19 protein-coding genes are annotated in these 26,063 nt (G+C 41.0%); 6 read left to right on the top strand and 13 right to left on the bottom strand.

Features of this window, described 5'->3' with window-relative positions; all coding sequences use genetic code 11:
- Positions 1-152: 152 nt before the first annotated feature.
- The gene (gene mnmH / locus VB797_RS10935) at positions 153-1,220 is read right to left on the bottom strand and encodes a tRNA 2-selenouridine(34) synthase MnmH (protein ID WP_323237703.1); all 1,068 of its coding nucleotides are present in this window, start codon (positions 1,218-1,220) and stop codon (positions 153-155) included.
- 351 nt (positions 1,221-1,571) lie between these two features.
- On the opposite strand from mnmH, the gene VB797_RS10930 reads away from it, so the two are divergent.
- Positions 1,572-2,642, top strand: a complete 1,071-nt coding sequence (locus VB797_RS10930) for a hypothetical protein (RefSeq protein WP_323237702.1) — start codon at positions 1,572-1,574, stop codon at positions 2,640-2,642.
- A 40-nt stretch (positions 2,643-2,682) separates the two neighbouring features.
- Here the strand turns inward: VB797_RS10930 and VB797_RS10925 are convergent, their stop codons facing one another.
- Complete coding sequence (locus tag VB797_RS10925) at positions 2,683-3,534, bottom strand: hypothetical protein (protein ID WP_323237701.1); 852 nt, start codon at positions 3,532-3,534, stop codon at positions 2,683-2,685.
- A 178-nt stretch (positions 3,535-3,712) separates the two neighbouring features.
- On the opposite strand from VB797_RS10925, the gene VB797_RS10920 reads away from it, so the two are divergent.
- Entirely contained in the window at positions 3,713-4,678 is a 966-nt protein-coding gene (locus VB797_RS10920) for an aldo/keto reductase (protein WP_323237700.1), read from the top strand.
- A gap of 269 nt (positions 4,679-4,947) precedes the next feature.
- Here VB797_RS10920 and lpxB read toward each other — a convergent pair whose 3' ends face one another.
- From lpxB to purC, 6 genes are all read right to left on the bottom strand, one after another.
- Positions 4,948-6,117 (bottom strand): lipid-A-disaccharide synthase, encoded by a 1,170-nt coding sequence (gene lpxB / locus VB797_RS10915; protein ID WP_323237699.1) that lies wholly within the window; start codon positions 6,115-6,117, stop codon positions 4,948-4,950.
- 607 nt (positions 6,118-6,724) lie between these two features.
- Positions 6,725-7,540 carry an acyl-ACP--UDP-N-acetylglucosamine O-acyltransferase gene (gene lpxA / locus VB797_RS10910; protein ID WP_323237698.1) on the bottom strand — a complete coding sequence of 272 codons (816 nt, stop codon included), beginning with the start codon at positions 7,538-7,540 and terminating at the stop codon, positions 6,725-6,727.
- Between the two features lie 216 nt (positions 7,541-7,756).
- Positions 7,757-8,281 (bottom strand): 3-hydroxyacyl-ACP dehydratase FabZ, encoded by a 525-nt coding sequence (gene fabZ / locus VB797_RS10905; RefSeq protein WP_323237697.1) that lies wholly within the window; start codon positions 8,279-8,281, stop codon positions 7,757-7,759.
- Between the two features lie 193 nt (positions 8,282-8,474).
- The gene (lpxC, locus tag VB797_RS10900; protein WP_323237696.1) at positions 8,475-9,332 is read right to left on the bottom strand and encodes a UDP-3-O-acyl-N-acetylglucosamine deacetylase; all 858 of its coding nucleotides are present in this window, start codon (positions 9,330-9,332) and stop codon (positions 8,475-8,477) included.
- Positions 9,333-9,902: 570 nt separating this feature from the next.
- A complete protein-coding gene (locus VB797_RS10895; RefSeq protein WP_416350857.1) occupies positions 9,903-12,266 on the bottom strand; it encodes a BamA/TamA family outer membrane protein in 2,364 nt (787 codons plus the stop codon).
- Between the two features lie 107 nt (positions 12,267-12,373).
- Complete coding sequence (gene purC / locus VB797_RS10890) at positions 12,374-13,114, bottom strand: phosphoribosylaminoimidazolesuccinocarboxamide synthase (protein ID WP_323237695.1); 741 nt, start codon at positions 13,112-13,114, stop codon at positions 12,374-12,376.
- 615 nt (positions 13,115-13,729) lie between these two features.
- On the opposite strand from purC, the gene VB797_RS10885 reads away from it, so the two are divergent.
- The gene (locus tag VB797_RS10885) at positions 13,730-13,984 is read left to right on the top strand and encodes a hypothetical protein (protein WP_323237694.1); all 255 of its coding nucleotides are present in this window, start codon (positions 13,730-13,732) and stop codon (positions 13,982-13,984) included.
- 22 nt (positions 13,985-14,006) lie between these two features.
- On the opposite strand, the gene VB797_RS10880 is transcribed toward VB797_RS10885, so the two are convergent.
- From VB797_RS10880 to VB797_RS10870, 3 genes are all read right to left on the bottom strand, one after another.
- Complete coding sequence (locus VB797_RS10880; protein ID WP_323237693.1) at positions 14,007-16,571, bottom strand: GAF domain-containing protein; 2,565 nt, start codon at positions 16,569-16,571, stop codon at positions 14,007-14,009.
- 707 nt (positions 16,572-17,278) lie between these two features.
- Complete coding sequence (locus VB797_RS10875; RefSeq protein WP_323237692.1) at positions 17,279-18,412, bottom strand: glycosyltransferase family 1 protein; 1,134 nt, start codon at positions 18,410-18,412, stop codon at positions 17,279-17,281.
- 273 nt (positions 18,413-18,685) lie between these two features.
- Positions 18,686-19,840 carry an NAD-dependent epimerase/dehydratase family protein gene (locus VB797_RS10870; RefSeq protein WP_323237691.1) on the bottom strand — a complete coding sequence of 385 codons (1,155 nt, stop codon included), beginning with the start codon at positions 19,838-19,840 and terminating at the stop codon, positions 18,686-18,688.
- 357 nt (positions 19,841-20,197) lie between these two features.
- Here VB797_RS10870 and VB797_RS10865 point away from each other — a divergent pair, with 357 nt between their 5' ends.
- The 3 genes from VB797_RS10865 to VB797_RS10855 all read left to right on the top strand — a co-directional run bounded on the left by VB797_RS10865 (position 20,198) and on the right by VB797_RS10855 (position 22,636).
- Positions 20,198-20,539, top strand: a complete 342-nt coding sequence (locus VB797_RS10865) for a hypothetical protein (protein WP_323237690.1) — start codon at positions 20,198-20,200, stop codon at positions 20,537-20,539.
- Between the two features lie 95 nt (positions 20,540-20,634).
- Positions 20,635-22,146 carry an AAA family ATPase gene (locus VB797_RS10860; protein WP_323237689.1) on the top strand — a complete coding sequence of 504 codons (1,512 nt, stop codon included), beginning with the start codon at positions 20,635-20,637 and terminating at the stop codon, positions 22,144-22,146.
- 139 nt (positions 22,147-22,285) lie between these two features.
- Entirely contained in the window at positions 22,286-22,636 is a 351-nt protein-coding gene (locus VB797_RS10855; RefSeq protein WP_323237688.1) for a DUF1257 domain-containing protein, read from the top strand.
- 564 nt (positions 22,637-23,200) lie between these two features.
- Here the strand turns inward: VB797_RS10855 and VB797_RS10850 are convergent.
- On the bottom strand, positions 23,201-25,414 hold the full coding sequence (locus VB797_RS10850; RefSeq protein ID WP_323237687.1) for a prolyl oligopeptidase family serine peptidase: 2,214 nt from the start codon (positions 25,412-25,414) through the stop codon (positions 23,201-23,203).
- Positions 25,415-25,722: 308 nt separating this feature from the next.
- A complete protein-coding gene (locus tag VB797_RS10845; protein ID WP_323237686.1) occupies positions 25,723-26,010 on the bottom strand; it encodes a hypothetical protein in 288 nt (95 codons plus the stop codon).
- Positions 26,011-26,063: the final 53 nt, after the last annotated feature.

The raw sequence follows: 26,063 nt of genomic DNA, 5'->3' as shown, positions 1-26,063 counted from the left end.
AATAGGGAGTAGGGAATAGGGAATAGGAAAAAATATAAAATTAGTAAATAATTAATTTTTATTTTTACTTTTTGCCGAGATGTTAACGTACCTTGTGTAGCAATCCGCAATTATTCGCGATTCGGAAATAATTACCAAAATTTTACCAAAATTCAGTTTGTCGCGACAAAATTTGGGACTAAAGAATCTAACCAATTATCAATACTGCGATCGCATAAATCAGTTAAAGAAACTACCCGTTCAACTCGATCAAAATTCACCTGCATCGATTTACAGTAAGTTGGGTCGTAGTGGGACTCCAATATGTCTTTAACAAATAATTCCCAATTTTGGCTATCTATCATCTGATACCATTGATTTATTCTCTTCCATCCGCAGCTAGATTTTAATTTTTCTAACTTTGCTTTGAGAATTTCGGGATTATTTACTAAATGTGGATATTCTTGTAATAAAAATTCGACTCTAACATCGAGCGGTAGTTTTATTTCTACACAGCTAGATTGTTTCATTTTATCCCATAAAGAATGAGGTAAATGAACTTGCCCTATTTTAGTACTCTCCGACTCTACCCATACAGTCTCATGAGGATTAAAACTTTGCAGCGCTTGTAATAGCTGGGTTTCAAAGTATTTTTGTGCGGGTTGGGGAGAAGGTTTATCAAGCCATTCTGAGCCGAGTATTGAACCGCGATGCTTTGCTAAAGCTTCCAAATCTAAAACTTGAAAACCTCTTTGACACATCCTGTTTAAAATGTGGGTTTTGCCGCTACCAGTTAAACCACATAATATTTTGTAAGTTAATTGTTGCGGTAAATCTTCTAACTGTTGACGTACATAATTACGATAAGTTTTGTAACCACCGTAGAGCAAAGTCACTCGCCAACCAATTTGAGATAATACCATAGCCAAACTAGCAGAACGTTGACCTCCGCGCCAACAGTAAATTAAAGGCTGATAGCTTTTTTCTTTGTTAGCAAAATGCTCATTTAGGTGTTGAGAAATGTTTTTTGATACTATGGATGCCCCTATTTTCCGAGCTTGAAAAGGGGAAAGTTGCTTGTATATCGTTCCGACTTCAGCGCGTTCGGCATCATTTAAAACCGGCAAATTAATTGCACCAGGAATATGGTCTTCTGCAAACTCGCTACTTGAACGAACATCGATTATTTCACTATAAGTTTCTTTATATGGTTCTTTAGTGTATTTGAGTGAAGCAGCCATTACAGTCAAACTCTATTTTTTCAATTATGGCATTTTTAAAAAGGCGTAAGTCCTATTAAAGCAATTGCGATCGCGCATCAGCTTATTTCAACACTACTTTACTTTACATCAAGCTATTTGCTTGATTAAGTTTTTTAAAATATCTAAAATATCTATGGATGGATACTTGAGGAACTGTATAATTTTATGCAAAGATAGGCTTTTTAATTGATTGACCAGCAGCTAAAGATGCCCAAAGCTTGCTATATTTCAGATAATTTTTTTTTATGTAATTGCTTATACAGATAAATTTCTATTTTTTACCGTATTAAAGACAACCTGCCATTTACATAAATTAATAGAGTACTTCCTATGAAAAGAATGCGACTACCCGTATGGATTCCTTATCCAAATGCTTGGTTGAGTGCTTTAATGCTATCGGTATTGATGAGTGGTTTTTTAGGTATTCTTAGACGTTATGCTGACTCATACAACTTACCCAAATCGTCAAATCTCGAACAATTGACTGTTATTGTCATATTAATATTAATTTTGCCCATACCGGCGATCGCGCTTTTTCATCACTTATTCCTCAGTCGTTTTGTTTCTTCGATTCCAGGAGAAAAAACTAGCGCGACTTCGGGGTTTTTCCCCGGATTAATTAGCTGGTGGGAAAGTTTATATAGTTGGCTAATAATTGTCTTATCTACTTTGATCGCAACTCTAATTTGTACACCTTTTCTACATTTATTTCAGCTTAATTACATAAAAATAATTGAAACATACGCGGAAAAACCCAACAATATCAGAATAGCATTCTCTGCTGTCTGGCTTTTATGCGCCGCTATATTTTATCAAATTGCATATTTATTTAAAGCTCGTCTTGTTTTCCACGATAGTATAGATGAAATAGATACAGTTACAAGTAAATCAAAAATTGAAGATGAAGACGAAATTATTTCAACAACGGTAGTAACTCCTAGTAATACAACTAAAAGTAGCTCTGATACTACTGTTGCAGTTAAAGAACGAAAATCATCAAAGATGTTTCTGAATATATTTGTAATTAGTTTAGTAGGTGCATGGCTGTATATGTTTTTCACCTTACCAGATGTTCAACAAAGTATATCATCGGGAAATTTTACAGAACAAATTCAGAAAAGAATTAGTTCAGAAACCAAAATAGTTAATACTCAAATTTCCAAAATATCACCTCAAAGCAATTTTGATGAAGCATTAAATCTTGCTAACAACGCAGCGCAATTACAAGAATTTGCAACTTCACAAGAAGATTGGAATACCGTTGTAGGTAGATGGAAAGCAGCTTTAACATTAATGAAAACAGTACCACCCGAAAGTGCTAATTTTATAATTGCCGAACAAAAAATCGCTGAGTATGAGAAGAATTTAGATGCAGCAGAAAAAGCTGTTAAGGCTAATTAGTTGTTATTTTTATTTCTTGTAATGCGAGCCGAAAAAGTGATCAAATAAAATTCTTGATAATTTCCCTATTCAATTCTTCCATAGGAATAGTTAGACGTGCAAAGCATAATTGATAATTGTAATCTACATCTTCTTGAGACCATTTAAGACTTGAAATCGAATCATTCATAGTAAAGTAACGAAATCCTTCATAAGCAGGACAATATTCCTCAATAATCGGAATTGCACCACACATAATAGATTCAAAAAATCGATAAGTCCAAATATAATCACCGCTCGGACAAAGTACAAATTGAGAATTTGCTAATAAACGAAAATATTCTTCATCCCAAGCTTTTACCGGAAATACTCGTCCGCGATTTGATGACCAAAATACAATCCCGTTTAATTCTTTTTTATAAGTACTAGGTAAAGTCGGTAAATTGAATTGTCTGAGTAATTTATTTACTAAACGAACTATTAAACGTTCTTCTGTAGGAAGTTTAAAACTAGAATTTGGAAAGCTATTTTTATACCATTTTTCTAAAGTGTTTTTTCGTTTTTCGATAACTAATCCAGCAAAACAAATTTTAATGTTACGTCGATCGAGCCAAAGTTGATGGCAATAATCAAAAATTGCTTGAGGAAAAATTAAAGTTCGTTGCAGAGAACCTATTCGCGAACTGGGACGAGTATGATTAAATTTAATAGTATTTAATTGTGGAATATTCTCTACACCTATTTGATATTTCAGCTTAAAAACCTTTTTTAAAACAGAAAACTTTTTTTGATGTTCTTCTGAGATATGTACGATATATTGCGACTCCATCAAAGCATGAGTCAGTCGTATCGCTTGAAGATATTGTAGAGGTAGATTAACAGCGAATTCTTTCTTAGACTGTATAATAGTCATTTTATTATCGATTTTTAAATAAATAAGAAGTAAATAAGAAGTAAATAAATAAGAAATAAATAAATTATTTGTGTCTATAATGCGATTGGTTAATGCTTGGTTACTGCATCTTTGTTGTTAATAATTCCATTTAACTATTTCTCGCTAAAATAAAATCAACAAAGTATCGTCCTTAACCATGTCAGATAAAACCACACGGCGTGAATTCTTAATTACGAGTGCGGCTGTAGCTGGAGGTATTGTTGGATGTAGCACATTAGAGCAAAATACCACTAGCAATGCTGCACCACCTGCCAAAATGGCAGAAAATATTTTAGGTAAAACGGGTGAAAAAGTTCCGATTTTTGGATTAGGTGGTGCGGGACAAACACCGTTATCCTGGAATGAAAAGGAAGCAGATGCTATAGCATTAATCGAAAAAGCATTACAACTTGGCATTCGTTACTTTGATACTGCGGCAAGTTATGGACCTAGTGAAGATTACTTAGGCAAAGTACTTCCATCCCACCGCGAAAAAATCTTTTTAGCTAGTAAAACAGCCGCTAGAGACAGAGATGGAGCTTGGAGAGAATTGGAGAAAAGTTTAAAACGTTTAAATGTAGACTATCTTGATTTGTGGCAATTGCATCACGTTTCTTTCTCGGAGGAACTGGATACAATATTTTCTAATTCTGGTGCAATTAAAGCTGTAGAAGAAGCTAAACAACAAAAACTTATCCGGTTTGCAGGTATTACCGGACATCACGAACCTGACATTATTGCTCAAGGATTACGTCGCTATTCTTTTGACACTACTTTAATTCCCGTAAACGCTGCTGATAAATATCATCCCCGTCCTTTTCTTTCCGTAGTTTTACCTGTAGCGCGAGAAAAAAATGTTGGAGTAATTGCCATGAAAGTACCAGCTTACGGTCGTTTATTTAAACCGGGGGGATTATCCGGAATGCAAGAAGCTTTGGGTTATAGCTTATCTCAATCTGGAGTAAGTTGCTGTATTATTGCTGCCGAGAATATTAAACAATTGGAAGAAAACGTCAATGTAGCGCGAAGCTTCCAGAAATTGGATGATAAACAATTAGCCGCGATCGAGCAGAAAGTTGCTGGAATTTGGGAAGATGGTAACTTTTTCCGCGCTTGGACATGAAGAGATGGGGAGATGGGGAGAGGGGGAGATGGGGAGATGGGGAGATGGGGAGAGGGGGAGATGGGGAGATAAAAAGAATTTTAACCTTTAACCTTAATTACTCCTAACTCTGAACGCGGATTAAATGGATGACACTGATGACGCTGATTAATAACTTCTAATTCCTAATTTCTAATTCCTAACTATTAACCGTTCCCAATTACCAATTACCAATTACCAATTACCAATTACCAATTACCAATTACCAATTACCAATTACCAATTACCAATTACCAATTCCCTAATTGTAATAATTGTAAAATTTCTTTTGCAGCGCGATCGCAAACTCCAATTTCTCCTACATACTGCTGCATATCGAGATAGTCGGCTTTCATTTGCTGTTGACGCTGTTCGTTTAACAATAATTCTACTGCTGCTCGGACAATGTTCTCGGATGTGGCTGTTTCTTGAATGAATTCGGGGACGATTTCCCGCATGACTAATAAATTAACTGGGGAAGCGAAGGGAAATTTAATTTTGAGGATGTTTTTACCAATCCAGTAAGTCAAGGGATGTAAACGATATAAAACTACTTGCGGTATATTTAATAATCCCAATTCTAAGTTAACCGTACCTGATTTGGCGATCGCTAAATCCGCAGCAGCTAGCACTTCTTGCTGTTGACTGGATATAATTGTTGCTCTTAATTGATATTTTTGTACTTCTTTTTCTATTTGTTCTCTATATCTTTCCATAGACAAGGGAATCCAAAAATGAATTTCTGGCATTTTGATTTGAATTTCCCTTGCTGCTTCAAACATTACCGGGACGAGAAATTTGATCTCTTGGATGCGGGAAGCGGGTATAAGTGCTACACAGATTGTATCCGAGGCAATTCCCAACTTTGTACGGGCTGCTTCTCGACTGGGGAAATTTTGGATTCTATCTATTAAAGGATGTCCGACCCAAGTTGCATCTGCACCTTTATTTTGAAAATAACGAGCTTCTTCGGGGAATATCGCTAATATTTTGTCGCTAATATTGATAATTTGCTCGGTATCTCGCTCCCCAAATGAGCTAACCCAAACTTGAGGTGCAATATAGTAAACAGTCGGACAAGAAGGCATATGACGACGAATATACTTACCGATCGCCATATTCGGTCCTGCATAGTCGATAAATACGACTAAATCTGGTGGATATTCTTTTAGAAACGCGATCGCTTGTCTCTGTATTTTTAAAGTTGGCAGCACAAATGGCAAAGATTCAAAAATTCCGAAGGAACCAATAGAAGTAGTATTTCCGATTAAGGATGCACCAGCATCTGCCATTCTATCGCCACCTAGAGCCACAATCTCTAACTCTAACCCCGCTGCGATGGCTTGCTGCTTGAGTGCGGTTATTAACAGTGAACCTTGTAGATCGCCTGACACTTCGCCAGTACTAATAAATATTCGCATTAGAATTTAGGCATTGGGAATTGGGAATTGGGAATTGGGAATTGGGAATTGGTAATTGGGCATTGGGAATTGGGAATTGGGAATTGGGAATTGGGAATTGGGAATTGAGAATTGGTAATTGGTAATTGGTAATTGGTAATTGGTAATTGGTAATTGGTAATTGGTAATTGGTAATTGGTAATTGGGCCTTGTTTATTCAATTATTGTAGTGCGAGCATCTTGCTCGCTATAACTAATAATCTTCGCTATAACTAATAATCTTCGTTATAACTAATAATCTTCGCTATAACTAATAATCTTCGCTATAACTAATAATCTTCGCTATAACTAATAATCTTCGCTATAACTAATAATCTTCGCTATAACTAACAGGACTTACGATATTGTCATAAATGGTTGATGGTGCGTGACGCGATAACAGTTATTACTACGTTCATTTTTTTTCATAGCGTCACAGCACCCTACAAGAAAATATACCTTTTTGCTAAGTCTTAACTAATAATTTTCGCTATAACTAATAATTTTACTCGCTATAAGCAACGAATATGTTGGCTCTCAATGACTAACCACAAATAATTAATAGCAAATAAGTAATAATAAATAAAAACTATTCTTCACGAGTGGCAACTTTACCTCTACCGGGAGTTAAGCCGCGTCTTCCAGGCATTTGAGAAAGCAGTAGAAAGCGACGTAAATGTTTTAAATGTTCGGTATCGCCTAAGAATTCTAATTTTTCTAGGGCTTCTTTGAATGTTATATCGGAACGGTAGAGAATGCGAAAGGCTTTTTTGAGAATTTGTAATTCTTCAATCGAAAAACCGGCGCGTTTGAGTCCGATTAAATTAAGCGTGCGAATTCGGGCTGGATTTCCTTCTACTAACATATACGGTGGTACATCTCTATCAATGCGTGCCATACCGCCGATCATCGCTTGAGTGCCAATATGCACGAATTGATGAACGCCTAATACTCCACTGAGTCTGGCACGAGATTCTATATATACATGACCCGCTAATGCTACTGAGTTGGCAATTACTACTGAATTTTCTAAAACGCAGTTATGACCGATATGAACATAAGCCATCAGTAAATTGCCGTTTCCAATACGAGTTTCTTCGCCAGCACCAGTAGCGCGATTAATCGTAACGTATTCTCTGATACTATTATCGTCGCCAATTCTAACCGTACTAAATTCCCCGTTATACTTCAAATCTTGAGGTTCTGAACCAATTACAGCACCAGGAAAAATCCGATTTCGCGCTCCTATTTCCAGAGGTCCCTCAAGCACTGCATGAGAACCGATAATGGTTTCCGGACCTACTTTTACATCTCCTTCGATCGTTGCGTAAGCTCCAACTTGGACGGTCGGATGCAGTTGCGCGTTAGAATGAATTACAGCAGTTGGGTGAATTAATGTCTTCAAAGGTTAATCTCCAGAACAGTTTGCGCGGCACGAGTAATTTAAGTAATCAGTAGCCGAAAGCATCGATGATTGGCAAGGATTATTGTAAGAGCGGCGAAAATTCAGAATTTTTACTATACTATATTCAATTATTTTATTTTTTTTACTAATAATCTCATAGTTTAGATTTCAGTAAAGGCACAATTGTGATGTGCCTCTACTAACTTTGTTTATTTCTCAATTAACGAGAGAAAACATCAGTTCGCCTTTAGCTGCGAGTTGACCGTTCACTTCGGCGCGACCTTGCATCTTACCAAAACGACGACGCTTAACCCATAACAGTTCCAAGGTCATTACCAGTTGGTCTCCGGGAACTACTTGGCGGTGAAAACGTACTTTATCGATGCCAGCAAATACGAAAAGTCCGCCTTCATACTCAGGTAATTGTGTCATTACGACACCACCGACTTGTGCCATAGCCTCAACAATTAGTACACCTGGCATAATTGGCTGTCCGGGAAAATGCCCTTGGAAATGAGGTTCGTTAAAAGTAACATTTTTGATGCCAACAGCAAGACTCCCTGGAACGTAGTCGATAATTCGATCTACTAATGCGAAAGGATAGCGATGCGGTAACAGTTTTTGAATTTCTTCTACTGTAAAAATTGTCTTTTTCTCCGAAGTGGTTGTACTATCAACCAATTTATCTTCAGTAGATGCTGGCGCGATCGCGTTGTTGGAATTAACGGTAACAGTTGACATTTGGCTTTGCTCTGGTTGATTTTTGCTGATATTTGATAGGCGATCGTTGTGCGGAACTACCCCAATGAGAATTTTAGATTTTAGATTTTAGATTTTGCGGAAAGTTGGCGGTGTCGGTTTCCGTCCCGCCAAACTTTCCAAGACGGATTTTGGATTGGTGTTTAAATTTAACAATCAAATCTACAAATCAAATCTACAAATCTAAATTCTCCTGCTCTAAAATTCTTTGTGCCAGTTGAACGTGTAAATTATGGCTGGCTTTGTAAGCTAAGAAATGAGCGCGAGGGAAAATTCCTAATAAACTTAAATCTCCTACTAAATCCAAGATCTTATGACGTACAGGTTCATTTGGAAATCGTAGTGGTGGATTAACCCAGCCATCTGGACCACATACCAGGGCATTTTCCAAGCTTCCACCCTTGATTAAACCAGATTTTTGCAAATGTTCGATTTGATGCATTAAGCCAAATGTTCGGGCGGGAGCTATTTCTGAAATAAAGCTTTTATAAGGGTTTGACTGCTCGTCAGAAGGCATCCAACTGTGCCATTGATTACCAATAGCCGCTAGTTCAAAATCAATTCCGTAGGTAAAACGGGTTTTTGCTGCTGGTAACGCACAAACAAAAGCATCTTCCTGACGTACCCAAATTGGTTCTTTTAAAAATAAAGTGTTTTCAGTAGTTGAATTTTGCTCTACTGTACCGACTGCGGCTATACTCTCAGCCCATATCCGTGCCGAGCCATCTAAAAGCGGTACTTCCGCAGCATCAATTTCTATGCGGGCGTTATCTATGCCCATAACAGCCAAAGAAGCTAATAAATGTTCTACAGTACGGACACTGGCTTCGCCTTGCCTTAATTCAGTCGAGAGAACCGTTTGAGAGACCATTGCGACTTTCGCCGGAATTATCGGTGCAGAAGGTAGATCTACGCGCACAAAGTAGCGTCCGCTTCCGGCCTCTGCTGGTAATATACGGACTTTAGTATTAACCCCGCTATGTAATCCCGTTCCAGTTTGAATAATTTGACTAGCTATTGTATGCTGTTGCATTTTTGTTCGGTTTTTATTTTTATATAATTAATTCGGCTAATTGAGCAGAAATATTACAGCCTATTTCATTTGAGTGAGGTAAAGGACATATAGTTGTAAGGGAGTAGGAAGTAGGGAATAGGGGTAGGGAGTAGGGAATAGGGAGTAGGGGAATGGATCTCATTTATTTGCAAACTGCTATATGTATTAAAAATATTCTCCCGAACAACTACACATCGGCTTTCAGAAGCAATACTTTAGGTAATAGTATTGAATTAAAGGTAAAAATTGGCAAGCTAAAGGGGAAACAATGCTTTGCCCCCCAGCCCCCAAGACCTACGGTGTACACACAAGCCTTCTAACTTTGTTTCATAGCGTTTTGATCCCCCCTAGCCCCCCCTTAAAAAGGGGGGTATAGGAGTTATAGTCCCTCAATTTTGCGGAATTTAGGGGGTATGGCAGCGAAAAGTTGTAAATAGTTTTACAATCTACAAGAAAAATTACCCTCCTAGACATAACCGGAGGGCTGAAAAGATTGAGAGACAAGGGGAAATTTAAACTCCTAACTCCTAACTCCTAACTCCTAACTATTTAAAACCTTTCCCCAATACCAAAATTAATTCGGCTGTCTCCATCATCATTAAGACCGTAATCGATCCGAATTGGTCCGAGCGGTGACTGTACTCTTACACCTAGACCGTAACCGATACCAGTACCGTTTTTGTTAAGTATTTCTGCTGTTTCGGTTGTGGTTCCTAAGTCACTACCAACATCGACAAATAATGCACCGCTAAGTACTGAAAATAATGGGAAGCGATACTCTACCGATGCTTCTACATAACTGCGACCGCTACTTAACCCACCTTCGTTATAACCCCGGACGGAGTTACTACCACCTAATGAAAAAGCTTCATAGGGAGGTAAGTCGCCGAGAATGGTTCCAGCTTGAAGATTAAAAGCTAGGGTTTGGGGCCCTTTGCTAAAGTTGGTAAATTTGACAGGAACATAATAACTGTAATTACCCTGCAACCTAGTTAGAAAAATATTACCTTGTCCAATCGGTACAGACTGGTCTACACCCAAACGCAGGAAGGAACCTTTAGTAGGCTGTAATGGGTTATTTCGCTTGTCGCGAGATGCTCCGAGTTTAACTAGTAGCAAATCGTCTTTACCTGTTCCGGAAGCGCTCAGGTCAACTTCTCGCGAAACTATGTTGTCACCATCAAAAATTGCGCCTTTCTCCCTAGTATCACCCTCACCATCAGTGATGTTAATTTTTTGGTACTGCAAACCAGCAGAAGCTACCCATTCCGACTTTTCAAAAGGATTTTTATTGAGAGGGCGGTTAAAGTTTACGCCACCACCAGTACGGACAACGCGGGGGCGATCGCGAGCGTCATTGTTTGCGAGGTTGTTCGGATCGAATGTCTCGATTTCTTGATCTTTACCGTCAAAAATTAAGGAAATTGACCGACGACGGAATGCGTTTACTGTATAGGAAGTGCGGTAAGGGTCGCCTGCGATCCAGGGGTCTGTGAAGCGGAGGTCGAACAACAATTCCCTTGCTCCTACCTGTAGTTCTGCCCCTAAATCTTGATTTCTGCCGTTTAAGTTTTGTTCTTGGTAGCTAATAGTACCAAATAGTCCGCTAGCAGAACTCACACCAGCACCTGCGGCGATGGAACCGCTGTTTCGTTCTACCACGTTGACAATTACATCTACTTTACTAGGGTCTTGACCGGGGTCAAGGGAAACGTTGACATCTTCAAACAATCCTAACCCAAATACCCGCTGTAAATCTCTTTGTACGGTGTTGCGATTAAATACTTGTCCCGGCTTGAGCTGTAGTTCGCGCTCAACAATATATGGCTGGGTTCTTCCTTTTACGGGTTTTCCGTCTTCATTCGTGGTTTCACCATCTTTATTCTTAAACTGAACTCGAATGTTTTGTACTACCCCTTCAGCTACTTGTAGAGTCACTACTCCGTCGGGGGATACTTTGGGCGCTCCAATCACATTTGCTAATACGTAACCTTGGTCTTGATACTGTTTGACTAACAGCTTAATACCTTCTTGCAAGTCGCGCAAATTGAGAATTTGACCGTATTGCTTGCCAAATATTTCATCTATATTTTTGGCGGGTAGTATCGAAGGAATATTAGCACCCGGATTTGCATCTATCTGGACTTTTTGCAAAACTGGGTTTGGTTGAACTACAAAGCTGACTCTAACCCCCAAAGGTGTATCTTCTGGTGATACCTGGACGTTAGAGAAAAAGCCGGTTCCGAAAATAGCATTAATATCTTCTTGTAATTGCGATCGCGTTGTTGTTCTTCCCGGTTGAGTCCGAATAACTCGATAAACTTGTTCTTGCAATGCTTGGGGTATTTGTCCGGTTTCCGACCTAACCAAAACTTCCGATACTAATACGCGAGTTTCATCTGCTGGTGCTGGTTGTGTCGTCCCTGGAGTCTGAAATTGAGGTTGGGTAGGACTTTGTGCTGGTTGTTCTTGTTGCGTCGTCCCCGGAGTTTGGAATTGAGGTTGGGTAGGATTTGGTTGCGTCGTTCCTGGAGTTTGGAATTGAGGTTGAGTCGGATTTGGTTGGCTATTTTCTAAAGTTGGAATCTCAGATGGAGTATCTTCTTCAGATTGAGGAGTGGGATTTGGTTGTGGTTGGCGATCGCTAGGGGAATTATCAGGAGGGGGAATTTGCGGAGTATTTTGTGCGATCGTCGGATTGGAAGTTGGAATTACGACTTGCAGCTTTTTGGCATCTGACTGCAATACTTTAACAGTTGCATCAGCTTGATTCGTGCTTGAGAAAGGAATATCTTGTGATTCTTTAAAAGTATCAGCACCTTGAGCATTTGCACTTAAAGAAACTCCTAAAGTCGGAGTAAGTGCCATTACCGTCACCAAAAAGGGAGATAAACGCATTATTTTTAGATTCATTTTCACATCCACACACCATCGTTTAATATGATATTCATTTGTCATCAACCAGCATTTATTTGTCAAGTACAGTTACAACGCATGGCATCAAACAAAATTTAGTACAGTTAAGCAGCATTTGCCTCTACTGTTTTTAACACTCTTTCTAAAACTTCTTGGTAGGCATTTTCTACATTTCCCAAATCTTGCCTAAAACGGTCTTTATCTAAAACTCGGTCTTTGGGGTCATTTGTTGCGGTATCCCACAAACGACAGGTGTCGGGACTAATTTCATCTGCCAGAAGTAGCTGTTGTTGGGAATCCAAACCAAACTCTAGCTTGAAATCCACCAAAATAATGCTGCATTTGCCAAAAAAATCCTTGAGAAACTCGTTCACTCGCAATGTTAGATGAATAATCTCCTCAACTTGTTCCTGAGTAGCTAGTTCTAACAATAGTAGACGTTCTCGCGTCAATAACGGGTCTCCTAATGCGTCATTTTTGTAATAAAACTCAACTAATGGTTGTTTTAATACGGTACCCAATCCTAAACCTGTTTGCTTACAAATGCTTCCGGCTGCAATATTTCGCACAACGACTTCTAAAGGAAAGATTTTCACAGCCTTTACCCGCATTTGATTTGGCTTCGGGTTATCTACATAATGAGTATCAATACCGTTTTGTTCTAGCTGTTTGAATAGTTGGCTGGAAATGCTACAGTTTATCGTTCCTTTATTACTGATACTGCCGCGTTTTTGGGCATTAAAAGCAGTTGCATCATCTTTAAAGTCAGCCAGTAATATTTCTGGCACATCCGTTGCGTAAAGAATTTTGGCTTTTCCTTCGTAGAGTTTAGAGGTAACACACATGGTAAATACTGTCTTATGGCTTCACTATTTTATCTGAATGCTGTAATAGGTAATTGGTAATTGGTAATTGGTAAATATTAATCAAAGATATTGAATGAGCTTATTTTCAATACTCCTTTCCCGGTAGAAGATTACTAAAAAACCTTACTAGTATTCCAAATCATTCATTTTTGACAGGTTTGGGTAGTGCGAGCATCTTGCTCGCTGGTTGCTTTTAGCTCGTTGGTTGTAACGAGCGTTCACGAAGTGTGCGCTTCCCTGCGGGAACACCTTGCGGTGAACGCGCACACTACCCTTCGGGCAAACTTCGTTAACGTGAGTCTGCGCTTACGCACACGCACTACGAATATATTTACCCATCAAAATTAATGTGGTGGAATACTACTACGCTGGGGATATTCACATTACCTATAAAAGCCCTCTGCCTTCATGTACTAGACTCCGAGGACTCAGAGAAAAGAAATAAAGCGAAAAGTGGGGTCTTTTTGGTCTCTAAAATGAGCAACTTTTCAAGAGAGAGCGCTTTGGGAGTAGTATTTAAGTATGGAAAAAATCGGCAAGTACGCTTTTTATTCCCTACTCCCTACTTCCTACTCCCTAAAACACTGAAAAAAAATGGAAAAAGATGATTTCCTTTACCCCCGCAGTCGCTACTACGGTGAGGTAAAGCCAGAAAATTTAGTATTTAATGCTAATTTGCAAGAGTTTGCTCAAAGAGTAAGTTTGATTTGTAATCTGGAAACTGGGGGAAAAATAACCTCTATAAAAGCTTATGAAGAAATCAAAGCTTTGTGGAAAGAATTGAAGCATTCAAAACATAATTTGGGGATTGGTCAAGACCCTTCAGAAGGAAATGGGAACACACAGTAATTGGTAATTGCAAATTGATTGATTACTTATCAACCATCGTCCAAACTCCAGTCCAAGATTGCTCTGGAGGCTGACTTAGATATTTATTGCAGCGTTGGATGTGAATATTAACAGCAGTATCCGTCGGTCGAATCTTTTTTGCTGCTTCAAAGCAAATCAGCGCTTGCGGGAAATTGCGGGTTGAATAAGCGGCGCGTCCTGCATGATAATGGGACAAAAATTCTTGGGTATTAGCATCCAAACAAGTAGAGCGATCGCCGATTAATTCATAGATTTTTACCGCTTCGTGTTTACCTTTGACTCGAATTTTATCAAGTTCGCGGGCAATAATGCGATCGCTACACAGTTGATAGGTAAATTCGCTCAAGATAATGTCGCAACCGTACTGCTTGGTAGTTCCTTCCAAACGGGAACTCAGGTTGACTCCATCTCCAATCACGGTATAGTCCATGCGCTTGCGAGAACCAATATTTCCTGAAACTACTTCCCCAGAACTAATTCCAATTCCAATCTTGATTTGTGGCTGTTCTTGAACAATCCGCCGTTCGTTAAACTCTTTAAGCCGATGTCGCATATCTAAAGCCGATTGTACTGCTCGGAAAGCATGATTTTCTGTTAGTGGTAGCGGCGCACCAAATACCGCCATCACAGCATCCCCAATAAACTTATCTAAGGTACCTTCGTAGTTGAAAACTGCTTCCACCATCGTTTCAAAATATTGGTTGAGCAGCGATACCACCTCAGCAGCACCGAGATTTTCTGTAAGCGTTGTGTAGCCTCGAATATCGGAAAATAAAATGGTGACTTCTTTACGCTCACCTACCATTAAACCATCTTCGCCTAACGCCATAACTTGCTCTGCTACGTGAGGAGTTAAATAGCGGTACATAGTGGTTTTGAGACGTTTTTCCTGACTAATATCTTCCAAAACCACCAATCCACCACGCACTCCACCTTCTGGATTCGTTAGGGGATTAACTGTCAGATTAGTGCTTCGCTCTATTGGCTCAACTTGAGAAGAATCCACAAATTGAGATTGAGGAGTCAGGGGATGATTCCAAGGAATAAAAATCTCTGGGTTAGTGGAACTTGGCAATGCCAGTATATATTCTTCCGATTCTTCCGACTCACCCGGTAAATAATACAGTCCGACCACCAAACTTTGTTCGGGGACGTAATGTCTCGCACCAGTCTTCAAGCTATCTTCCAATCGGGTTTGTAAATTTTCAATTGGGATAACTTCCCACAATAGCCGACCAACTAAATTATTTTCCCACAGAAGCTTGCTATTTCTAATAGTTGCATCTCCACTCAAGGGACAACCTAAAAGTTCTAATGCTGCATCATTAATAGTGACTATTCTACCTTCCATATCTGTGGAGATGACAGCATCTGATAAACTTTGAAGAATGTCTTTTTGATATTGTTTTTCTAACAACACACTTTCAAATAAACGGGCATTTTCTAAAGCAATTCCTGCCTGAATATTGAAAGCCCGCATAAATTCTTCATCTGATGAAGTAAAACTACCTTGTTGCTTATTAATTAACTGTGTAACGCCAATTAATTCATTAGCTGAATTAAACACCGGCATACATAAAATATTACGAGTAAAATAACCAGTTTTTCTATCTGTAGTTGGGTCGAAACGAGGATCTTTATAAGCGTCGGGAATATTCAGTGTTTCTCCTCTGGAAGCAACATAACCCACAATTCCACGATTTCCGGGAATACTTATCTCCATCATGGTTTTACCATCAGCAGCCGCAACTTTTGTCCACAGTTCACCCATTTCTTTACGATACAAAAATAGCGTACTGCGGTCTGCTTGCATTAAAATTCGGGCTTGTTCCATGACTATTTGCAAGGTCACTTCTAAATCTAAACTTTGACCGAGTGTTTGAGTCGCTCGTAATAGAGCCGTTGCTCCTCTTTGATTGCGTGCTGCAACATAAAAAGACTGACAGCTCTCTAGGATAATGCCAATACTTGCAGCAAATTCCCGAAAACAGGTTTCATCTTCGCTATCGAAAGGAATTTCTCCTGCTTTATTTGCTAATTGTACTACTGCAACAATTTGATTTTTGCTGCTTAAAACCGGCATACATAAAATATTACGAATTTTATAGCCCAATTGCTTTTCTAATTCCGGGCTAAATAAAGGATGAGTAGTAGTTTCGGCAATATTCAAATATTGTCCCGTACTTGCGACATGACCGGGAATTCCCACATTGATCGGAGTCCGAATTTCTAATAACTTGTGAATATTATCTTGCGGCACTTTTGACCATAGTTGACCTTTATCATAGTCAACCAAGAAAATAGTCGTATGTTCTGCTTGCAGAATTTGACCGATTTTCAGCGTAATTGCCTCAAGAACTTTCTCTAGCATTGTTTCTAAAGCTTCATTATTTATCAGTTCTATTGCTCTGATAAACTGTTGGAACTCCGCAGTAATGAAGTCCAACAAGCAAACAAATTCATTTACAGAAAGGTCTTTGACACGCCGCAATAGAGCGTGGGTACGATTAACTTGAGTAAGTTCAGTTAACGTCGCTAGTACGCTACCAGGATTCAAGAGTGTCATGGGAATTTTAAATTTAAGATTATCGATTTAGATGATGGGTGCAATTTTATACTTACATCCAAATCATAATCTAATTTCCGCAATTTATAACTGTAAATGAATGCAGATGATTGTTGGGTAATTCATCTAAGTAAGTCTTGTTTATCTATTTAGATATTGATACATATATATTAATAACTGAGAACACTTATTGCTATGTTCGGTTTTTTTCATCGGGTCACACACTAGTACAGCATGGCGGAAATAAACCCACCATTAACAACCTTGAAAGAACTAGCATTTACAGCCTTTGCAAATAGTAGGCTTATTTACGCCGAACGGTACTAGGCTCTGCCTCTTAATATACTTGAGGCGGAGCCTCACACACAGGAGTTCCCGGTCGGAGACTGGGAACTAGTCATCCCCGTTGCAACACTTAATTACGAATTACGAATTATTTTAACTGGTTCCCAGGCTGAGCCTGGGAACCGATGACAGTCGGCTCTGCCGACCGTGAAAAGCCAACAGAAAAGCTGTATGAACTTTTAGCCCAAAAAAACTACAGAGTCAACAGCCTAGGCTCTGCCTCTTAATATACTTGAGGCGGAGCCTCACACACAGGAGTTCCCAGTCGGAGACTGGGAACTAGTCATCCCCGTTGCAACACTTAATTACGAATTACGAATTATTTTAATTGCCCGCCCTCAAGCGATTAAAATCAATTAGAATTATGCTGCTTTTGGCATTTGCGAATATACTACTTTTTCATAATAAGTTTGTAGCTGACGAGTTGCAGCAGACCATCCCCAGCGTTCTGCTTCTTGACGAGCATTTTGACGGATAACTTCTCGCTCTTGTGTCTTTTCTAAAAGCCGAAGTGTTGCTGCGATCGCGCTTGCATCATCAGATGTTGGCTCGAAAAGATATCCGTTAACTCCATCTGTGACAATATCGGGAATTCCTCCCGAACGTGCTGCAACTACGGGACATCCAGCAGCCATTGCTTCTAATAGGACTAATCCTAAAGTTTCGGTACGAGATGGAAAAACGAAAGCATCAGCGCTAGCAAAGGCTGAAGATAAATCTGTGCCGGTAAGATAACCGACAAAATAAGTATTCGTTTGGGCAAAATGTTTTTCTAAGGCTTCACGATGGGGTCCATCTCCCACTAATGCCAATCGAGCTTCGGGGATACCTTCTAAAATTGACTTAATGCGCTCAATTTCCTTCTCAGCAGACAAACGTCCCACATAAAGCAGTAAAGGACTGGACGGATGATTTTGCGACAGCCGCTGACGCATTTCGTCACTTGCCAAACTAGGATGAAATAATTCTGTATCGACTCCTCTTTGCCATAAATCTACACGTTCTATACCGTGGGAGGTCAATTCTTCAATCATCGCGGTGGAAGTGCATAAATTCAAAGCAGCTTGATTGTGACCTGCTTTAAGTAATTCCCAAAGTAATCCTTCCAACATCCCTAAACCATAATGTTGCAGGTATTGCGGTAAGTGAGTATGATAGGAAGCCACCAGGGGAATGTTATTTATTTTACTATGAATAATCCCAGCTAGACCTAGGACTGCTGGGTTAACTACATGAATAATATCTGGTTTAAATTCTTCCAAAGTATCACCAATCGCCGGACGAGGTAATGCTAATGTTAACTCCGGATACATTGGTAAAGGAAAGCCGGAAATTCCATAGATTTTAGCTCCCTTGTATTCTGTGATGCCGCCATCTGGGCAAATTACTAATACTTGGTCGCCGTTACGTTGCAAATGTTCAACGGTATGACGAAGACGTGTGACGATACCGTCAACTTTTGGCAAAAATGTTTCGGTAAATAAGGCAATTCTCATTATTAGATACAGTACTTTGAGCGGATAATTGTTACCAAACAATTTTGGATTTTAGATTTTGGATTAAAGAGCAAATCTCTTTAGCTCAGAAAAAACAAATCAGTACTTGTTTTAAGAAGAAAGCATTCATGCATGGGATCAATCCAATTTTAGATTTTAGATTTTAGATTTTGGATTAAAGAAAAAATCTCAAAAAAAGGTTTCAAGCCCCCTGCATTCATGCATGGGGTCAATCCAAAATCGTAAATCCAAAATCCAAAATCGATTGTCCCTCTACTTTCTATGCCAAGAAACTTTTGGCAAAATTTGTTTGTTATCAACTCTTTCCTGATACTTAACGGCAAAGTTCAATAAGGAATCTAACAAAGAATCGGAAAGCATATGGGGCTGTAAACCCAAATCTAGAAGTTTCGTATTTTTAGCGTTAAAGTAATGCTGCTCTAACTCCACCCTGGGGTTTTCTAAATGATTGATATCTACATTCAACCCTATGGCATTACCAGCTTTTTTCACCATCATTGCTAAGTCGCTGATGCTGAAAAGTTCAGTGAATTGATTAAATACACGGAATTCGCCAGATTGGGCTGGATTGGCGATCGCTAACTCAACACACCTAACAGTGTCTCGGATATCCAGGAAGCCTCTGGTTTGACCACCTTTACCGTAAACCGTAAGGGGATGACCAATAGCAGCTTGAATGCAAAAACGGTTTAATGCCGTACCGAATACACCATCGTAGTCAAGACGGTTGATCAACATTTCGTCCATACCCGTTTCTTCGGTCAAGACACCGTAAACTACCCCTTGGTTCAAGTCAGTAGCTCGTAACCCCCAAATTCGACAAGCAAAATGGATGTTATGGCTGTCATGAACCTTGCTCAAGTGGTAGAAACTACCGGGTTGTTTGGGATAGGGTAAAGTGTCTTTACGTCCGTTATGTTCGATGGTGATATAACCTTCTTCGATATCGATGTTAGGCGTACCATATTCACCCATTGTCCCTAACTTCACTAAATGACAGTCGGGAAAATCTTCACGCATGGCATAAAGGATGTTCAATGTGCCAACCACGTTGTTTACTTGCGTTAAAACAGCGTGTTCGCGGTCAATCATCGAAAAAGGAGCCGAACGTTGTTCGCCAAAATGTACTATGGCTTCCGGCTCAAATTGATGTAAAGCTTTTTGAAGAAATTCGTAGTTTGTAATATCGCCGATAAACAATTGGATGGATTTACCAGTCAAATCCTTCCAGCGCTCTATACGCTGCCCAATGGGTGTAATCGGCGTTAGGGTTTGTACGCCTAATTCGTTATCCCAGTGCCGTCGCACTAAGTTATCTAAAATTCCAACTTCGTAACCACGATTTGAAAGGTAAAGCGCGGTTGCCCAACCGCAATAGCCATCGCCACCAATTACCAGGACTTTCATTTTCACCAGTTTATACTCGCTGATAGCTAAATCTATCAGGTTTATGTCCCTTCTCAACCATTATCAAGATACTAAGTTGAAGTTTTTCGATCAATAAAACATGAATTTGAGGAAACACAACCCCTTTGAACCGACAAAATTCAATATAAATAATTTTTAACTTTTTCTCTTCAACTTCGCTACCGGGCGTGATGGACTTGGCTAGTTCCGTTCAATACAGTCTCACTAATAGTGGTTTCAGCCCTTATTGTAAAGAAGTGTTACAAAAATGCCGTCAAAACGCTTTGCCATCTTGACAACAAATAAGCAAGCCGATATCGTGAGATACATACCCGGGTAAGAACGTGAAAGAGTTATATGCAAGCTAAGCAAAAAGTTACTTTGTATCTATCCCCAGAACTGCATAAAAGTTTGAAAATACGTTCAGCAGTTGAAAGCGAACCAATGTCAGAGCTTGCCGAACGCGCCCTCGTTTTTTATCTATCAAATTCAGAGTTGGTCGATGAAGTCGAAGGTTCTCGTGGAAGAACTCACAGGGTCTATTCGTGTCCCAATTGCGAAAGTTCACTTTTATTGCGGGAAGGGGAATTGGTTGCCCTAGGTAATCAACCAGGAATGATCGGTAAAGATGTTTCCATAGATGAGATCGAGCAACAAGAAGTTAATCAAAAAGATTCGTCCGAATTGGTTCCTTGTTAGCGAATTGGAATTATGAATCAATTATTCATAATTCTGTCTTTACCATAACGATAACGATGTCTGTAGTGTCTTTAGGTCTCAAGTAGGTTGATTATATGAAAGAAGAGCTCAACATACTAATTCAAGCTCAATATCCCTTAATCTACCTTGTGACCTCCGAGGAAGAGCGGGCAGAGCAAGCAATTAATTCCATCGCTCAATCTGCAAAGCCGCAGCGTCGATTGTACGTATGGACAGTAACTCACGGTATAGTTGAGTATGGTCAAGCCCGGAGTACAACTCAACATAATACGGTCTCGCCCGAAGCTGCAATTGAGTGGATAATTCGGCAAAAAGAGCCAGGTATGTTTATCTTGAAGGATTTACATCCTTTTATAGAAGCGCCTGCAACAACGAGGTCATTAAGAGATGCGATCGCTAGTTTCAAAGGCACTCAAAAGAATATAATTTTGATGTCGCCGATGCAGCAGGTTCCCATCGAGTTGGAAAAGGAAGTTGTAGTGCTTGACTTCCCACTGCCAGATATGTCCGACCTAAATAAAGTATTAGATAGTCATCTAGGTCAACAAGGTGCGCGACGATTAACAACTGAAGCACGGGAAAAGTTACTCAGAGCGGCTCTAGGATTAACTAGAGATGAAGCGGAGAAAGTATACCGTAAAGCTCAAGTGACGGCGAAGCGTTTAACCGAACAAGAAGTAGATATAGTTTTATCTGAGAAGAAGCAGCTAATCCGACGCAATGGTATATTAGATTACATTGAAGAAGATGAAACTATAGATGCTGTGGGTGGTTTGGAAGAGTTGAAGAAGTGGCTAACGCAGCGTTCTGATGCCTTTACGGAGAAAGCAAGGGAATATGGGTTGCCGCAACCGAAAGGGATGTTGATTCTGGGAGTTCCAGGCTGTGGAAAGTCTTTGATTGCAAAAACCACTTCCAGATTATGGGGACTACCGCTGTTACGCTTGGATATGGGTCGAGTTTATGATGGCTCGATGGTAGGACGAAGTGAAGCTAATTTGCGAAATGCCCTAAAGACAGCAGAATCTATTTCTCCGGCAATATTATTTATTGATGAGTTAGATAAATCATTTGCTGGTAGTTCCGGTTCTGGTGATTCTGACGGAGGAACATCCAGCCGAATATTTGGATCTTTCCTAACTTGGATGCAAGAGAAAAAGTCGCCCGTGTTTGTGATGGCAACAGCCAACCGGGTTGAACGCTTGCCAGGAGAGTTCTTAAGGAAAGGTCGATTTGATGAAATTTTCTTTGTGGATCTGCCTACATCTCAGGAACGGCAAGATATTTATACGATCCACTTAAATAAGCGCCGTAAAGACATCTCCAGATTCGATCTGGAACAACTTTCAAAGATGTCTGATGGCTTTTCTGGGGCGGAAATTGAACAAGCGATTGTAGCGGCAATGTACGAAGCTTTTGCCCAAGATCGCGAGTTCACCCAGCTAGATATTATTGCTGCACTCAAAGCCACGTTACCGCTGTCTCGAACGATGCAAGAGCAAGTAACCGCGCTAAGAGACTGGGCCAGACAAAGAGCGCGTCCAGCCGCAGCCTCCGTAGCTGAATATCAGCGAATGGAGTTTTAAAAAGCTTTCTCCTGTTAACGCAGGAGCAAAGACTAGCGAACCCAAAGCTAGTAAATAAAAAAACCGCGTAATTATAAACGCGGCTTAGCCTAAAAAACCGTTGTCTTAAATCTCAATCTTCTTTTTGGAGGAAACCCAAATGTCTCATTTTAGCACTCTACGTACCAAAATCACCGACGCTGAAATTCTTAAAGCTTCTTTAAGCGACCTAGGTATCACCGTTAAGTCTGAAGCTGATGTTCGTGGTTATAACGGTCAGCGCGTTCGTTCTGACATCGTTGCAGTTTTAGAAGGCGAATATGATTTAGGCTGGTCTCGCAACAGCGACGGTTCCTTCGACTTGATTGCCGACTTATGGGGCGTTGCTAAGAAGCACAACCAGACCGAGCTAATCAACTCCATCAATCAAAAGTACGCTGTTAACAAGACTTTGACTGAAGTTAAGCAGCGCGGTTTGCAAAATGCTAACGTCAAGTTGGTATTACAATAGAAATTTTCTGTGCGTTCCCAAAGCTGCATGGGTTAACACAAATAAGTAGCGGTTAACCTGCTTTTCGGGATTGGGACTTACCCAATCCCTTTTGCTTTAATTACTTTGAATTTAACATCTTTTAACAGAAACTTCAGTTGTCTGTAATTCAATAGATAAAAAAACCGGATTTATCGATTAGGTAAACCCGGTTTTGATTAATTATAGTCTTCTTTAAATTTGGACAACAGGAAGCTGAACTTCTGTGATAAATGAATCATTATCCTGTTCTTTCCCACCTTGGCTTAAATTTTTCTGTTGGTTCTTGTCCACAGTATTCGTTAATCGAAGTTTTGGTAAGCAATGGCAGAATTCTTGCGGTTCACAATCTCTTCAAAGTGATTGCGGATGAATGTTTTATTCTGTTCGAGTGTTTGTTCCATAATGCTCCCGAACTCCATGTTTCGAGTTGACCTTAAAACTGTAGATTTGACCATCACTTCAAGCAAGCATCGTGATTTGATTTGTTTATGGATCGATTTACTGTGATTCCACCATCAACAATCAAAAATTAACTCAGTTCGCCTACTTTACATCCAGCCCCGTCCAGTGCGCGGCAAAAGCCCACATATCCGCCGTTTCCTCGACGATCTTGTCGGTAGGTTTGCCTGCCCCATGTCCCGCCCGCGTCTCAATGCGGACAAGGTGTGGCTTGTCGCCGATATCTGCTGCCTGGAGTGCGGCGACATATTTGAAAGTGTGTCCTGGCACCACGCGATCGTCCGTGTCGGCGGTGGTGGCGAGAATCGCGGGATAGGTCTTGCCGGACTGGATGTTGTGATAAGGCGAGTATTTTAAGAGGTTACGGAAATCCGCTTCCTGTGACGGAGAACCATATTCGTCTAACCATAATTTCCCACCTGTGAACTGGTCGAAGCGAAGCATATCCATCACACCAACCTGGGGTAACGCAGCGGCGAACAGATCCGGTCGCTGATTGACCACTGCACCAACCAAGAGTCCGCCATTCGATCCGCCCTGAATCGCCAAGCCGTCTTGTAGCGTGATTCCCTGTGCCTTCAGATACTCGCCCGCCGCGATAAAGTCGTCGAAGACATTCTGCTTGTTTTGACGACGACCCGCTTCGTGCCATGCCTTGCCATATTCGGAGCCGCCGCGAATATTGGCGATCGCGAACACTCCGCCCTGTTCGACCCACCCCAGTGGCGCGGGCAAGAATTCGGGAAGCATGGGGATACCATAGCCGCCATAGGCATAGAGTAGGGTTGGTGCGGCTGCGGTCACATCCTTACGCCGAACAATAAACATCGGGATACGGGTGCCATCCTTGGACTTGTAGAACCGCTGTTCGACCGCGATCTGGTTGAGATTGATCGCCACTTTAGGTTGTGCCCACACCCGCAACCTGTTGCTGGCGACATCGTATCGATAGATGATGCTTGGAGTGTTGTAGCTGGTGAAGACGAAGAAAGTTTCCTGGTCGTCCGGGTCGCTCTTAAAACCGCCAGCGGTGCCGATACCCGGCAGCTTCACCACACCATCAGCCTTGCCATCCAGCGTGTAGCGTCGAATTTCCGTCTTCACGTCAACACGAGAGGCGACTAGCAACCGTCCGCCGACCAGCGACGCATTACCCATAATCGAATCCTGCTCTGGCACCACATCCGCGATCGCTGGGTCGGCAGCGGCGATGTCCATTGTCACCACCTTGGAGCGTGGCGCATCCTGAGTGGTTTTGAGGAAAAACTTCGTCCCCACATTGCCAACGACGCTCCATTGATCGTCGAGAGTATCGACTAACTTGCGGGGTTTCCAGTGGTTGCTCTGGAGATCCACGATAGTCAGTTTGTTGCCGATCGCAACGGGTGTGGAATAGATCGTGAGATAGCGCCCGTCTGCGGTGATATCAACGGTATGCACTAGGGTTGGCTGATCTGGAGTGGCATAGACTAGCCGATCCTGCGTCTGGGGTGTGCCGAGCGCATGAAAATAGACGACATGGTTGGCTACGCCCGCCTGGAACGTTTCGCCCTGCTTCGGTTCAGGGTAACGGCTGTAGAAAAAGCCAGATCCGTCCTTGATCCAGGCGATGTTGGTGAACCTTGCCCATTTCACCTCATCCTCCAGTACCTTGCCCGTGTCCACGTCCAGCACCCGAATCGTGCGCCAGTCGCTGCCGCCATCCTGCACCGCATAAGCCACACGCTTGCCATCGTCGGATGCTGACCATTCAGCAAGTGCAGTCGCTCCGTCTTTTGACCAGCGATTCGGATCGATCAGCACACGCCCTGCACCGTCTACGCTGTCGCGGACATGGAGAACTGGTTGGTTCTGAAGTCCAGAATTATAAAGGTAGAAATACCGTCCCCCCTGTTTGACCGGAATCGAAAATTGCTCAAAGTTGTACAACTGCTTGAGTCGATCCTTGAAAATATCTCGACTCGGCAGCGTATTGAGATAAGCGTTAGTAACTTTGTTCTGCGATTCGACCCAATTAGCGACTTCCTTGTCGTTGCGAACATCATTTTCCAACCAACGATAGGGGTCAGCAATCGTCTGCCCGAAACGTTCCTCAACGACATCGACTCGCTTGGTTTCAGGATAGGTGATAGGCATCATTGTTGTGGACTCCGAGGAGGCGGAGGCGAAAGGGGTGGTGAAGAGCAGGGCGATCGCGAAAAGGGCTACGCGGTGCAGCGGTATCTTTTGAAATGAGAATCGAAATCCAAACAGCTTGAATTTCAGTACTTCTTGTCGTGATTTTGCAGTTTTGAACATGTCATTAACCTAGATAAAAAATGGTTGACTGTAACTACTTGAGTTAACTGATCGCAAGTAGGTAAACAAAATTAATTACATTGTCGTCGGCGCAGAACGACAAGAATCCTTCATTGTTGCCTGAGCGCGATCGCTGGATGAGTAAATGAACCTCCGAGCAATCCTGTAGCGATTGTTAGTAATCCGAAAATGGTTTGAAGTTTCATGATTGTCCTCCTGATGGATCAGTTCTAGTTAGCAATATCTCCACTTGATCGCGAATGTTTACCGTTTGCGAGTAATGCAATTCAATCTTTCTCCAATGAAGTTTATTCTCTGTACCAGACACGTACACATTGAAAGCACTTGATTGCAAGACCTTGACTGATCATCACTGGGTAGAAAGCATTACTGGTCGTCACTCCGTAGACACCATCACTTGTACCTTCGATGCGATCGGGTAAAACAACGGTTTCAACATTGATCACCTGTATCGTTGTACTTTCAATCCACTGATTTGCAGCATCCACAACCTCAGAGAAGACTTCATATTTGGAAGCTCCGCCGAAGGGTCCTCGTTCCGTAATCCGAGGCGCGAAATCTTTGTATTTAATCATTTTATTCACCACCTTAAAACTGTAGAATTGGCAATCATTTATTCAAGCTCATG

This window comes from Rivularia sp. UHCC 0363, from assembly GCF_034931125.1.
GTDB lineage: Bacteria > Cyanobacteriota > Cyanobacteriia > Cyanobacteriales > Nostocaceae > Rivularia.
Note: the sequence above shows the minus strand (reverse complement) of the source record. Positions and strands in the feature narration are given on the sequence as shown.